Source organism: Mycobacterium adipatum (genome assembly GCF_001644575.1).
GTDB classification, from domain to species: Bacteria; Actinomycetota; Actinomycetes; order Mycobacteriales; family Mycobacteriaceae; genus Mycobacterium; species Mycobacterium adipatum.
In genome coordinates, this window is the sequence record NZ_CP015596.1 from 2,840,550 (window position 1) to 2,853,513 (window position 12,964).

Consider the following 12,964-nt stretch of genomic DNA (forward strand, 5'->3'; position numbering starts at 1 on the left):
GCGCGAAGAGCAGCGGGCACAGTTAGCGCTCCTGGCGGACCTTGCCGTCCATCATCGTCATGGTGACCACCGCACGGTGGATATCGTGTGGGTCGATGTCCGCCGATGTTGCGATCCAGCACGATCAGGTCGGCACGCTTACCGGCCTCCAGCGAGCCCACCTTGTCCTCCATGCGGAGCTGATACGCCGCCCCCAGAGTGTTGGCGTGCACCGCCTCGGCGACCGTCAGCGTCTGGTCGGCCGGGGCCAAAACCGGTGCGTCCGGCTGCCCGATCAACTGCCGGGTGACGCCGATCTGGATCGAGTCCAGCGGTTTGTAGGTCGAGAAATAGCCTGCCGCAGGCCAATCGGTGCCCAGCGAGATCCGCCCGCCCGTCGTCAGTACGTCCCGGGTGCGATAGAAGAGGTCCTGCCGTGGCCGGCCGTAGCGCGCGGCCATGTTCGTGACGGTGTCGGGATCCGCCGACATCCAGTTCGCGGAGAACTGTGCGATGACACCGAGCTCACCGAAGCGGGCCGAGTCGGGGTCCTCGACGTAGACCAGATGGGCGATGGTGTGCCTGCGGTCGCGTGCGGGATTCGCCTCGATCGCGGCCTCGATCGCGTCCAACGCGGTGCGGGCGGTGCGCTCGCCGCAGGCGTGGACGTGCACGTCGAAACCGGCGGCGTCCACCGCGCCGATCAGCTGTCGCCACTGGTCGCCGGTGAACGGTGACGCCCCGATCGAATCCGGTTTGTCTGCATAGGGTTCCAACAACCAGGCGGTGTACCCGCCCTGCGTGCCGTCGCCGATGATCTTCACCGCGCCGACCTGGACCAGGTCGGTCGAGACCCGTTGACGGATGTCGCGCAACGTCGCGACGGCGGTATCGACCGGTGGGGATTTCACGCTGTAGGACGCGACGACGCGGAACGGCAGGGTGCCGTCGGCCTCGCGGTCGGAGTAGAGCTGGATCAACGCGGCCTGGTCGTCGCCGATGGGTGGCACGCCGGCGTCGAACACCGACGTGATCCCGGCCGCCGACGCCTTGGGCAGCCAGCTGCGCAGCAAGGTGCCCATCGTCTCGGGAGTGATTGGCTCGATGGCGTTGACCAGACCGAGAACCGCGTTGACCTCCAGCACGTAGCCGGTCGGCTCACCATGTTCGTCGCGCACGTAGTAACTGAACCCGGGGATCGGGTCCGCGGTGTCGCGGGTGATGCCGGCCGCGTCGAGCGCCGTGCTGTTGGCCCACAGGCTGTGCCCGTCGATGGCGAAGAAGAACCCCGGCCGGTCCGGGAGCACCCGGTCCAAGTCGGCACGCGTCGGTCCGTCGGGGCCGAACATGTCCACCCGCCAACCGAATCCGCGCACCGGGCCGGTCGGGTTGTCCGTCGCGTAGCGCTCGATCGCGGCCAGCGCGTCGGCGCCCGTCGGTACCTGCAGGTCTACCCCGGAGGTGAGGAACGCTCCCAGGAAGGGATGGATGTGTCCCTCGACGAACCCGGGCATCAGCAGCTTGCCGCCCAGGTCCACCACCCGGGTCTGCGGTCCGGCCAGCGCCATGGCGCCGGCTTGCGAGCCCACATAGGAGATGGTGTTGCCGGTGACGGCCAGGCCCTGTGCCCAGGGGTCGGCGCCGGTGACGGTGTAGATCGGGCCGTTGTGGAACACGAAGTCCGCGACCGGATCCACGCCGGGCGCCGATGTCGGGGTGGGCGCGGGTGCCGAGCCGTCGGTACAGGCCGCGACCGTCCCGACGGCCGTCGCCGCCAGCACCGCGGTGGCGGCGCGCAGCAGCGCACGGCGGGTCGGCGTCGGATTCAGTGCGGCGAAATGCGGTGCCCAGTCACACGCGGTGCACATGCGCCCGCCCGGATGTCATGCGGGACATCTAAACAGGACGGGACGAGAAATTTTGCGGTTGCGACTATTTGCGGCGCACGGTGCGCTGCACGCCGCGCATCTTGGCGTTGCCCGGCATCGGGCCCTTGGGCATGGCCGCCGGCCCGATCTTGGAACCCAGCGCCACCAGGCGGGACTCCAGCGAATCGATCTGCTTGACGGTGATGTTGGCGGGCAGCTTGTTCAGATGCCGCTCCAGCTTGGCCAGCGGAACCTCGCCCTCGCCGTTGCCGACCATGATGTCGTAGATCGGCACGTCGCCGACGAGGCGGGCGGTGCGTTTCTTCTCTTGGGCCAGCAGCGGTTTCACCCGCGAGGCCGCACCTTCACCGACGAGCAGCACCCCGGGACGGCCGATCACCCGGTGCACCGCATCGAAATGTCCGGTGGCCGCGACACCGGGGGTGACCCGCCATTTGCCGCGCAGGTTGTCCAGCGCCCAGGCCGCCGCGCCGGTCTGGCCCTCGGCCTTCTTGTACACCGACTTCTGCGCGCGCCGGCCGAAGATGATGAACGCGACCAGGGCGCCGAGGATGACGCCGAGCGGGATCAGCAGATAGGTGGTGAAGCCACCGGCGACGATGCCCAGTGCCACCGATGCCGCGACGATGACGACGAACGCGCCCACCATGTAGGGCAGCAGCCGCTTGTCCTCTTTGCGCTGGATCTGGAATGCCTGCCAGAGCTGGCTGCGCCGCTGCTTGGAGGCCGCCTTGCGGGCGGCCTTCGCCTCGGCCTTGGCGGCCTTGGTCTGGGCCGGGTTACGCGATTTCGCCATTGGATCAGGATACGGGTGGTGCCGCGGATGCCCGCACCCGTGCCGCCTGCTCATAGAGCCGGCCCGCCCGGTAGGACGACCGCACCAGCGGACCGGCCAGCACACCGGCGAATCCGATGCCCTCGGCGAAGGTGGTGAACTCGACGAATTCGTCGGGATGGACCCAGCGATCCACCGGGTGATGCCGCGCCGACGGCCGCAGGTACTGGGTGATGGTGACGATGTCGCAGCCGGCTTCGTGCAGGTCGACCAGGGCGGTGCGCACCTCGTCGGGGGTCTCGCCCATACCCAGGATGAGGTTGCTCTTGGTGACCAGACCGAAATCGCGGGCGGCGGTGATGACGTCGAGGCTGCGCTGGTAGCGGAAGGCGGGCCGGATCCGCTTGAAGATGCGCGGCACGGTCTCGACGTTGTGCGCGAACACCTCAGGGCGTGACTCGAAGACCTCTTCGAGCTGCTCGGGGTTGCCGTTGAAGTCCGGGGCCAGCAGTTCGACGCCGGTGTTCGGGTTGAGCGCGTGGATCTGGCGGACGGTCTCGGCGTAGAGCCAGGCGCCGCCGTCGGGCAGGTCGTCACGGGCCACCCCGGTCACCGTCGAGTAGCGCAGGCCCATCGCCTGCACGCTCTCGGCGACGCGGCGCGGCTCGTCACGGTCGAGTGCGGCGGGCTTGCCGGTGTCGATCTGGCAGAAGTCGCAGCGCCGCGTGCACTGTTCGCCGCCGATCAGGAAGGTGGCCTCGCGGTCTTCCCAGCATTCGTAGATGTTGGGGCAGCCCGCCTCCTCGCACACGGTGTGCAGGCCCTCGCGCTTCACCAGCGATTTGAGTTCGGTGTACTCCGGGCCGGTGCGCAGCGTGGTCTTGATCCACGGGGGCTTGCGTTCGATGGGGGTCTCGGCGTTGCGCACCTCGAGGCGCAGCAGCTTACGGCCTTCGGGGACGACACTCACGCCGTCGATGCTACGCGGATCTGTCCGTCCAGAACGCCGGAGACGGCGTCCGCGACCGCGGTGGTGACATCTTTCACTCCGACCTCGCGGCCCAGTTCAGCGGTCAGCGAGGTCACCCCGGCGTCGGCGATGCCGCACGGGATGATGCCGCCGAAGGCGCCCAGGTCGCAGTCGCAGTTCAGGGCGAAACCGTGCTGGGTCACCCCGCGGGCCACCCGGATGCCGATCGCGCCCACCTTGCGGGTGCCATCCACCCAGACACCCGAGCGACCGTCCACCCGCCCGGTCGCCAGCCCCAGGTCGGCGCACACCGTGATCAGCGCTTCCTCAAGGCGGCGCACGAAATTCACCACGTCCAGCGGTTCGGCGAGCCCGATGATCGGATAGCCCACCAGCTGGCCCGGTCCGTGCCAGGTGATCTTGCCGCCGCGGTCGGTGTCGACCACCGGGACACCGTCGGCGGGTCGTTCCTCCGGCAGGGTGCGCTTACCCGCGGTATAGACCGGTGGATGCTGCAGCAGCAGCAGCGTGTCGGGGCCGCCGGCCACCCGCTCCGTGGCGATCTCCCGCTGTAGCTGCCAGGCCTCCCGGTAGTCGACGGTGCCCAGCAGCTTGATCTGCAGGGGAGCCGAGGAGGACCGGATGGATTGCATCCTGTCAACGCTACCCGGGCGGGCTACCCGCGGTGGCATAGGCCAGCGCCTCGCCCACGGTCGTGTGGTGGAACACGAAACCGGCCTGCTCGAGTGCGGCCGGGATGGCCCGCTGGCCACCGAGCAGGCCCTCGTCGGCGAACTCACCGAGCACGGCGCGCAGTGCAAAGCCGGGCGCGATCATCGGCGTCGGCCGGTTCAGGGCACGTCCGAGGGCGGAGGTGAACTCGCCGTTGGTGACCGGCGCCGGCCCGGTGACATTGACCGCACCGGACAGCGCGCCGTGCGAGATGGCGAACAGCATCGCGCGCACCTGATCCTCGAGGCTGATCCAGGGAAGGTACTGCCGTCCGTTGCCGAGGCGGGCGCCCAGGCCCAGCCCGAACAGCGGTCGCAACCGGCCGAGCATGCCGCCGCTGGGGGACAGCACCAGCCCGGTCCGCAGCAGCACCACCCGGGCTCCGGCAGCGGCGGCGGCCGCCGTGGCGACCTCCCAGTCCACGCACAACCGGGCCAGGAAACCGGTGCCGTGTGGGGTGTTCTCGTCCACCACCCGGTCGCGGGTGTCGCCGTAGTAGCCGACCGCGCTGGCATTCAGCAGCACGGGCACCCCGGCGTCGGCGACCGCGGCGGCGAGCACCTCGGTGGGGCCGATCCGGCTGTCACGCAGGCTCTGCTTGAACGCACCCGACCAGCGCTTCTCGCCGACGCCCACCCCGCACAGGTTGACCACCACGTCCACCCCGGCCAACGCGGCGATATCGAACTCACCGGTGTCCGGGTTCCAGAACACCTCGTCGGCGCTCGACGGGCCGCGACGCACGAGCCGGATCACCCGGTGGTCGGCGGTGCGCAACGCCGTTGTCAGAGCGGAGCCGATCAGACCCGAGGATCCCGCGATTGCGACGACCATGCCCGCCATCGGCTACAGCCCCAGATCGGCCTCGAATGCGCCCTCTTCGAGACGACGCTTGACGGTGGTCAGGAAGCGGCCGGCGTCGGCGCCGTCGATCAGGCGATGGTCGTAGGTCAGCGGCAGGTAGGCCACCGACCGCACGCCGATCGACTCGTTGCCGTTGCCGTCGACGACCACCCGGGGGCGCTTGACGATCGCGCCGGTGCCCAGCATCGCCGCCTGCGGCGGGACCAGGATCGGGGTGTCGAACAGCGCGCCCTGGCTACCGATGTTGGTGATGGTGAAGGTGCCGCCGGACAGCTCGTCGGGCTTGAGGTTGCCCGAGCGTGCGCGGGCCGCGATGTCGGCGATCGCCCGGGCCAGCCCGCCCAGGGACAGGTCACCGGCGTTGTGCACGACGGGGGAGAGCAGGCCCTGCTCGGTGTCCACCGCGAAGCCGAGGTGCTCGGCGTCGTAGTAGGTGATCTCCTTGGTGTCCTCGTTGTAGCTGGCGTTGACGTTCGGGTGCGCCTTGAGGGCGTCGACGACGGCGACCGCGAAGAACGGCAGGAACGTCAGATTCACGCCCTCGCGCTCGGCGAAGCTGGCCTTGGCCTTGGCGCGCAGTGCCACGATCTTGGTCAGATCGACCTCGTGGGTCTGGGTCAGCTGGGCGGTGGTCTGCAGGCTCTCGCGGGTCTTCTTGGCGGTGATCTGGCGGATCCGGTTGGCCTTCTGCGTGGTGCCGCGAAGGTGGGCCAGCGCGGGCGCCGCCGCGGGCTTGGCCGGGGCGGCCGGGGTGGACGCCGCCGCCGGTGCGGCGGCGGGTGCCGGTGCCTTCTTCGCCTCTGCGGCGGCGAGCACGTCCTGCTTGCGGATGCGGCCACCGACGCCGGTGCCGGTGACCGAGGCCAGGTCAACCCCGTTCTCGGAGGCCAGCTTGCGCACCAGCGGTGTCACGTACGGCGAACCGTCGCCCGCCGGTTCGCTCGGGGCGGCCGCCGCGGGGGCGGGTTCGGGCTTGGGCTCAGGCTTCGGTTCCGGCTTGGGTTCGGGTTTGGGTTCGGGCTTGGGTTCGGGCTTGGCCTCGGCCTTCGGCTCTTCCTTCGGTTCTTCTTTGGGAGTCGGCTCGGGCTCGGGCTCGCTCGCAGCCGGTGCGGCATCGGCGGAACCGATCTTGGCCAGCTCGCCACCGACCGGGACGACATCGTCTTCCTCGGCGGTGATCGACAGCAGGGTGCCGGCAACCGGCGAAGGGATCTCGGTGTCGACCTTGTCGGTGGACACCTCGACCAGCGCCTCGTCGACGGCGACCTCGTCGCCGACCTTCTTCAGCCAGCGGGTGACGGTGCCCTCGGTGACGGACTCGCCGAGTTCGGGCATGGTGATCGAGGTGGCATCGCCGCCACCGGAGGCGGCGGGCTTCGCGGGCGCGGCCTCTGCGGCGGGCGCCTCTTCTTCGGCTTCTTCTTCGGCGGCCGGCTCGGGTTCCGGTTCGGCTTCCTCGGCGGGTGCGGAATCGCCCGAGTCGCCGGTGGATTCACCCTCCTCGCCGATCAGGGCGAGGTCGCCACCGACCTCGACGACGTCATCCTCGGCCGCGATGATCTTGGTGAGTACACCGGCGGCGGGCGACGGGATCTCGGTGTCGACCTTGTCGGTACTGACCTCGAGCAGTGGTTCGTCGACGGCGACGGTGTCGCCCTCCTGCTTGAGCCATCGCGTGACGGTCCCCTCGGTGACGCTCTCACCGAGTGCGGGCATCTGGACGGAGATTGCCATGGGTTTTGACTCCTCGAAAGTCATCGTCACGTGTGGAATGGGGTGCCCTTCTATCCTGTCATGTCCGTCGCGTGTGGTCGTCGCGGACCGCCGACTCGATGCTCTGGCACCATCGAAGGAGGTGTCCGAGAGGAGTAACCCCAGTTGGGACTGTTCGACAGGTGGCGGCGTCCGCGTGGCGGATCGCGAGCGCAGACCCGCAAACAAACTTCCGCCGATCTGGCCTACCTGCGTGACTGGGTGGCCACCCACACCGGGGTCGAGGCCTTCGTGGAGCCCCAGACCACCGTCACCGAGGTCACCGTGGTGCTGGTGGCCGCCGACGGCGAGTGGACGCGGCGGCGCACCGGCGGCGACGCCGGGGCGCGCCGGCTGAGCAAACAGCTCGACATCCCGGTCTACGACGTGCAGAAAGTGGGCTATCCACAGCGCATGCGCGATTACGATGCGCGTCGCCGCATCGAACGCGACCGCGCGCTGCGCCGAGACCTCGAAGGGTGACCATGACCGAGACCACCGAACGGTTCGTCGACAGTGCCGACGGGACCCGCATCGCGGTCTACGAGCAGGGCGATCCGGACGGGCCGACGGTGGTGCTGGTGCACGGCTGGCCGGACTCCCACGTGCTGTGGGACGGCGTCGCCCCGCTGCTCGCCGAGGGCTACCGGGTGATCCGGTACGACAATCGTGGCGTCGGAAAATCTGCGGTGCCCCAACACCATTCGAGCTACACCATGGCGCGGTTCGCCGACGATTTCGACGCGGTGGCCAGGGCGGTCGGCGGGGGCCGGCCCGTGCACGTGTTGGCTCACGACTGGGGTTCGGTCGGGGTGTGGGAGTACCTGGCCCGGCCCGGCTCGGCGGATGTGGTGGCCTCGTTCACGTCGGTGTCCGGGCCCAGCGGCGACCACATCAATCGCTTCGTCATCGACGGACTCAAGCGGCCCTACCGGCCGCGCCGATTCCTGCGCTCCCTCGGCCAGCTCGGCCGGTTGTCCTACATGGCCGCGTTCTCGACGCCGGTGCTCGCGCCGGCGGCCGTGCGGGTTGCGTTCGCGCGCGGCGGGATGCGGCGCCGGTTGCTCGCGGACGGCATCGCCCCCGATAACATCCACCATTCCCGCGCGCTCGTCGGCGATGCCGTCAACAGCATGAAGGTGTACCGGGCGAACTTCTTTCCCGGCCTGCGCCACGCCCGGACCGATCATCGCGTCGACGTCCCGGTTCAGCTGATCGTGAACACCCGCGACCCCTACGTGCGGTCCTACTCGTACGCCGACATCCCGAACTGGGCGGCGCGGCTGTGGCGTCGCGACCTGATCGCCGGGCACTGGGCGCCGATGTCGCACCCGGCCCAGCTGGCCCGTGCCGTCACCGAACTCGTCGACCATCTCGGTGGTGCGCCGGCGAGCCGGGAACTCGCCCGCGCCGAGGTGGGAGTCGAGCGCGCCCCGTTCGGAGATCAGCTGGTGTCGGTGACCGGCGCGGGCAGCGGGATCGGGCGCGCCACGGCGCTGGCCTTCGCCGCGCACGGCGCGGAGATCGTGGTGAGCGATATCGACGAGAACGCGGCGGCGGCAACGGCCGCCGAGATCACCGCCGGGGGCGGGACCGCACACGCCTACCGCCTCGACGTGGCCGACGCCGACGCGGTGCAACGGTTCGCCGAGCAGGTGTGCGCAACGCACGGGGTGCCCGATGTGCTGGTCAACAATGCCGGTGTCGGGCACGCCGGGCTGTTCCTGGACACCCCGGCCGACCAGTACGACCGGGTGCTGGACATCAACTTCGGTGGGGTGGTGAACTGCTGCCGGGCCTTCGGGGCCCGGATGGTGGCGCGCGGCATGGGCGGGCACATCGTCAACGTCGCGTCGATGGCCGCGTACTCACCGACCCAGGCGATGAACGCCTACGCCACCAGCAAGGCCGCGGTGTTCATGTTCTCCGACTGCCTACGCGCCGAGCTCGATTCGGCGGGGATCGGGCTCACCACGGTGTGCCCCGGTGTCATCGACACCAACATCATCGACGGCACCCGCTTCGACGTGCCGACCCACAAGCGTTCCGAGGTGGAGACGCTGCGGGCACAGATCAAGAAGGGCTTCGCGCTGCGGCGCTACGGCCCGGAGAAGGTGGCCAAGGCCATCGTGTCGGCAGTGCAGAACAACACCCCGGTCCGACCGGTGACCCCGGAGGCCTACCTGGTCTACGGGGTGGCCCATGCGCTGCCGCAGGTGATGCGCAGCACCGCGCGAGCCAACCTGGGCTAGCCGTTGGCCGCGATGTCCTCCAGCACGGCGAACATGGTCCGGGTCGGGACACCGGTGCCGCCCTTGGGGGTGTAACCCCACGGACCGCCGGTGTTGTAGGCCGGCGCGGCGATGTCGATATGCGCCCACGCCACATCCTCGGCGACGAACTCCCGCAGGTACACCCCGGCCACCAGCATCCCCGCGTAGCGCGAGGAACTGACGTTGGCCAGGTCGGCGACCGTCGACTTCAGATCGTCCTTCAACTCTTCGGGAAGTGGCATGGCCCAGCCGTTCTCGCCGACCGCCTGGGACAACCGGGCCACCCGGTCGCGGAACTCGTCGCTGCCCATCACGCCCGGGGTGCGGGCCCCCAGCGCCACCGTCTGCGCACCGGTCAGCGTGGAGGTCTCGATCAGGTAGTCCGGATTGTCCTCGCAGGCCCGCACGATCGCATCGGCCAGGATCAACCGCCCCTCGGCATCGGTGTTGAGCACCTCGACGGTGATTCCGCCGTACTGGGTCAGCACGTCACCGGGGCGCTGCGCGGTGGCCGACGGCATGTTCTCGGCCATCGGCACGGTGGCGATGACATCGATGGGCAGCTTCTGCCGGGCGGCCAGCACCACCGTGGCGATGACGGCGGCCGCACCACCCATATCGGAGGTCATGTGGTGCATGTTCGCGGCCGGTTTGATGGAGATGCCGCCGGTGTCGAAGGTGACGCCCTTGCCGACCAGCGCGACCGTCTTGCCGCCCCGCTTGGCGCCCCGGTAGGTCAGCCGGACCAGCCGCGGCAACCGCGACGATCCCTTGCCGACCCCGACGATGCCGCCGTAGCCGGCCCGGGTCAGAGCCTTGTCGTCGAGCACCTCGACCTCCAGGCCGGCGGCCTCGCCCAATGCCTTTGCCTGCTTGGCGAATTCGGCCGGGAAGAGATGACTCGGCGGGGTGTTGACGAAATCACGGGCGGTCGCGACCGCGGAAGCGACGTCGACGGCGCGGGCGGCGGCGGCCTTGGTGGCGGCCTTCGCGTCGGATGCCAGTGCGACGATCTTGGTCAGACCCTTGTCCTTGGGTGCGGTCTTGTCGCTGCGGAAATCGGTGAACCGGTAGCCGCCCAGGATCAGGCCCTCGAGGGCGGCCTCCAGATCCAGGACCGACAGTGCGGTGACGACGGTGCCGACCTTGTCCAGCGCGCGGGCCGCGGCCCCCGCGGCGCGGCGGATCGTGTCGGCCGGCCACTCGCCGCCCGCGTCACCGAGGCCGACGGTCAACACGCTGGCCACCGGCAGCCCGGCGATCACCAGCCGGTGCAGCTGCCCCTCGGCGCCGGTCGCGTTCAGCGCCGAGAGCGCGGACTCGATGGCGTCGACGGCCTCGGCGTCGAGCACCGCGTCCACCCCGACGGTTCTCGGGCCGGTATCGCCGGTGACCACTGGGAGCACCAGCACGGCTTCGGCGACGCCCCTGCCGGGCAGGGACGAGCTGACGGTGACGGTGGGGGCCTGGTATCCGGGTGCGCTGCTCACCCGCACAACCCTAGACAGGAATCAGCGGGTACGCGTCGACCGGCTCGTCGAAGCCCTTCAGCCGGAGCGGCACCGCGGCGCCGGTCGCCCTGCCCGGTGTCAACGCGTGCACCGATTCCGAGAGCAGGATCTGTCCGGGTGCCGCGGCGGCGACCAGGCGGGCCGCCCGGTTCACCGGGTTGCCGAAGTAATCCCCACCGAATGTCAGCACCGTGCCGTGGTCCAGTCCGGCCCGGATCGGCAGGCCGGCCTCGGCCGCGCGTGGGTGCCCGACGATCTGCTCGGCGATGCGCACCAGTGGCTCGGGTCCCGGCGTCACCCACATCACCTCGTCGCCGATGAACTTCACCAGCCGTCCGCCCGCGGAATGGATGACATCGGCTGCGGCGGAGCTGAATTCGTTGAGCAACGCGGTCAGTTCCGGGATGGCCAGGGTCTGGGTCAGTGAGGTGAACCCGGACAGATCGGCGAATCCGACACCGCACACCACCGTCGCCGGATCCGCCCGGGCCACCTTCTCGAAGTACAGCCGGGTGGTCCGCAGGTGATGGCGGTGCACGGCATCCATCAGGGCGCCGAGTCGCGGGACGAACTCCGCAGCGGCGCGGTAGGCCCTGGCCGTGCGGTACTCGTCGTGCGATTGCTCGATCTGGATATCCGGGGTGCCGGCGCGGATCATCGAGGCCACCGCCTCGGAGAGCCTCGCCATGCCCGAGCCCAGCACCCGCAGCAGCGCGGTGGCGGCCTCGTCGCCGAGGACGGCGCGCATATCGGCCCAGGTGGCCAACCCGTCCACATCGGCCTGGCTGAGTGCGATCTCCTCCGGCCCGGCGACGGTGAGACCGAGTGCAGCCCACGCCCGCGCCACGTCGGGGACCGCAAGCCCGAGCGCCTGCGCCGCGGTCGTCAGGCTGTGCACGGGTGGGCCGGTCAGCTGGATCGCGTCACCGGCCAGGCCGAAGAGTCGCCCGCGCCGCTCGGCGTCGACCATCTCCTCGGCGCTGAAGCCGAGCCCGGCCAGGTACTCGATCAGCGCAGCCCGGTCGCGCGCGTCGGCGATCCCGGCGGCCTGCAGCGCGTCGAAATCCACCATCGGGGCCAGTGTGCCAGCAGCGAGCCCAGCATTAGGGTGTGTTCGTGAGTGACAACCTGCTGCACGGCCCGCTGGAAGAACAACACCGCGCACTGGGCGCCAACTTCGCCGAGTTCGGCGGCTGGCTGATGCCGGTGTCGTATGCGGGAACCGTCGCCGAGCACACCGCCACCCGCACCACCGTCGGCCTGTTCGACGTCAGTCACCTGGGCAAGGCCAAGGTGGCGGGCCCGGGTGCGGCGGCCTTCGTCAACAGCGCATTCACCAACGACCTCGACCGGATCGGGCCGGGCAAGGCGCAGTACACGTTGTGCTGCAACGAAGCCGGCGGCGTCATCGACGATCTGATCGCCTACTACGTCGCCGACGACGAGATCTTCCTGGTGCCCAACGCCGCCAACACGGCCGCCGTCGTCGCCGAACTGCAGCGCCTCGCCCCGGCCGGGCTGACCATCACCGACGAGCACCGCTCGTATGCGGTGCTGGCGGTGCAGGGGCCCAAGGCCGGCGAGATCGTCGCGGGCCTGGGGCTGCCCACCACGATGGACTACATGGGTTTCGCCGACGGGGAGGCGGTCGGTGTGCCCACCCGGGTGTGCCGCACCGGCTACACCGGTGAGCACGGCTTCGAGCTGCTGCCGCCGTGGGATCGCGCAGGCGCGGTGTTCGACGCGCTGGTCGAGGCGGTGCGCGCCGTCGGTGGTGAGCCGGCCGGCCTCGGTGCCCGCGACACCCTGCGCACCGAGATGGGTTACCCGCTGCACGGTCATGAACTCTCCCTCGAGATCTCGCCGCTACAGGCCCGCACCGGCTGGGCGGTGGGCTGGAAGAAGGACGCGTTCTGGGGCCGCGACGCACTGCTGGCCGAGAAGCAGGCCGGCCCGCGGCGGCTGCTGCGCGGGCTGAAGGCGCTGGGCAGGGGAGTGCTGCGCGCCGACCTGACGGTCCTCGATGGCGAGACTCCGGTGGGCGTCACCACCTCGGGGACGTTCTCACCCACTCTGAAGGTCGGCATCGCGCTGGCACTGATCGACACCGCCGCCGCGATCGAGGATGGGCAGACGGTCACCGTCGATGTCCGTGGGCGGGCGCTGGAGTGCGAGGTGGTTAGCCCACCCTTTGTACAGGCGAAAACTCGCTAGCCTGG

Annotated in this window: 10 protein-coding genes and 1 pseudogene; 3 read left to right on the forward strand and 8 right to left on the reverse strand. The window is 70.0% G+C overall.

The features are described 5' to 3' along the window. Positions 1-22 precede the first annotated feature (22 nt). From A7U43_RS13480 to sucB, 6 genes and pseudogenes are all read right to left on the reverse strand, one after another. A pseudogene (locus tag A7U43_RS13480) lies at positions 23-1,847 on the reverse strand (amidohydrolase). 64 nt (positions 1,848-1,911) lie between these two features. After that, positions 1,912-2,664: a DUF4191 domain-containing protein gene (locus A7U43_RS13485; protein WP_067995918.1), complete on the reverse strand. Its 753-nt coding sequence runs from the start codon at positions 2,662-2,664 to the stop codon at positions 1,912-1,914. A 4-nt stretch (positions 2,665-2,668) separates the two neighbouring features. Further along, the gene (gene lipA, locus A7U43_RS13490) at positions 2,669-3,613 is read right to left on the reverse strand and encodes a lipoyl synthase (protein WP_067995920.1); all 945 of its coding nucleotides are present in this window, start codon (positions 3,611-3,613) and stop codon (positions 2,669-2,671) included. Beyond that, a complete protein-coding gene (gene lipB / locus A7U43_RS13495) occupies positions 3,610-4,266 on the reverse strand; it encodes a lipoyl(octanoyl) transferase LipB (protein WP_067995923.1) in 657 nt (218 codons plus the stop codon). Before lipB ends, lipA begins: the two co-directional genes overlap by 4 nt. A gap of 10 nt (positions 4,267-4,276) precedes the next feature. Then, positions 4,277-5,188: a TIGR01777 family oxidoreductase gene (locus A7U43_RS13500; protein ID WP_067995933.1), complete on the reverse strand. Its 912-nt coding sequence runs from the start codon at positions 5,186-5,188 to the stop codon at positions 4,277-4,279. Positions 5,189-5,191: 3 nt separating this feature from the next. Beyond that, a complete protein-coding gene (gene sucB / locus A7U43_RS13505; RefSeq protein ID WP_067995936.1) occupies positions 5,192-6,943 on the reverse strand; it encodes a 2-oxoglutarate dehydrogenase, E2 component, dihydrolipoamide succinyltransferase in 1,752 nt (583 codons plus the stop codon). 144 nt (positions 6,944-7,087) lie between these two features. On the opposite strand from sucB, the gene A7U43_RS13510 reads away from it, so the two are divergent. Both A7U43_RS13510 and A7U43_RS13515 read left to right on the forward strand, forming a co-directional pair. Further along, positions 7,088-7,444: an oxidoreductase gene (locus A7U43_RS13510; RefSeq protein WP_067995940.1), complete on the forward strand. Its 357-nt coding sequence runs from the start codon at positions 7,088-7,090 to the stop codon at positions 7,442-7,444. Between the two features lie 2 nt (positions 7,445-7,446). Then, the gene (locus A7U43_RS13515) at positions 7,447-9,213 is read left to right on the forward strand and encodes an SDR family oxidoreductase (protein WP_068002641.1); all 1,767 of its coding nucleotides are present in this window, start codon (positions 7,447-7,449) and stop codon (positions 9,211-9,213) included. On the opposite strand, the gene A7U43_RS13520 is transcribed toward A7U43_RS13515, so the two are convergent. Further along, positions 9,210-10,724: a leucyl aminopeptidase gene (locus A7U43_RS13520; protein ID WP_068002644.1), complete on the reverse strand. Its 1,515-nt coding sequence runs from the start codon at positions 10,722-10,724 to the stop codon at positions 9,210-9,212. The two genes, A7U43_RS13515 and A7U43_RS13520, sit on opposite strands and share 4 nt — an antisense overlap. Before the next feature lie 10 nt (positions 10,725-10,734). Next, on the reverse strand, positions 10,735-11,817 hold the full coding sequence (locus A7U43_RS13525; RefSeq protein WP_067995943.1) for an adenylate/guanylate cyclase domain-containing protein: 1,083 nt from the start codon (positions 11,815-11,817) through the stop codon (positions 10,735-10,737). Positions 11,818-11,861: 44 nt separating this feature from the next. Here A7U43_RS13525 and gcvT point away from each other — a divergent pair, with 44 nt between their 5' ends. Continuing rightward, complete coding sequence (gene gcvT / locus A7U43_RS13530) at positions 11,862-12,959, forward strand: glycine cleavage system aminomethyltransferase GcvT (protein ID WP_068002647.1); 1,098 nt, start codon at positions 11,862-11,864, stop codon at positions 12,957-12,959. Positions 12,960-12,964: the final 5 nt, after the last annotated feature.

What these genes read in the sequence shown, in the direction of transcription:
- A7U43_RS13485 (WP_067995918.1), bottom strand. Translation starts at nt 2,664, where the DNA reads ATGGCGAAATCGCGTAACCCGGCCCAGACCAAGGCCGCCAAGGCCGAG.
- lipB (WP_067995923.1), bottom strand. Translation starts at nt 4,266, where the DNA reads ATGCAATCCATCCGGTCCTCCTCGGCTCCCCTGCAGATCAAGCTGCTG.
- A7U43_RS13500 (WP_067995933.1), bottom strand. Translation starts at nt 5,188, where the DNA reads ATGGCGGGCATGGTCGTCGCAATCGCGGGATCCTCGGGTCTGATCGGC.
- sucB (WP_067995936.1), bottom strand. Translation starts at nt 6,943, where the DNA reads ATGGCAATCTCCGTCCAGATGCCCGCACTCGGTGAGAGCGTCACCGAG.
- A7U43_RS13515 (WP_068002641.1), top strand. Translation starts at nt 7,447, where the DNA reads ATGACCGAGACCACCGAACGGTTCGTCGACAGTGCCGACGGGACCCGC.
- A7U43_RS13525 (WP_067995943.1), bottom strand. Translation starts at nt 11,817, where the DNA reads ATGGTGGATTTCGACGCGCTGCAGGCCGCCGGGATCGCCGACGCGCGC.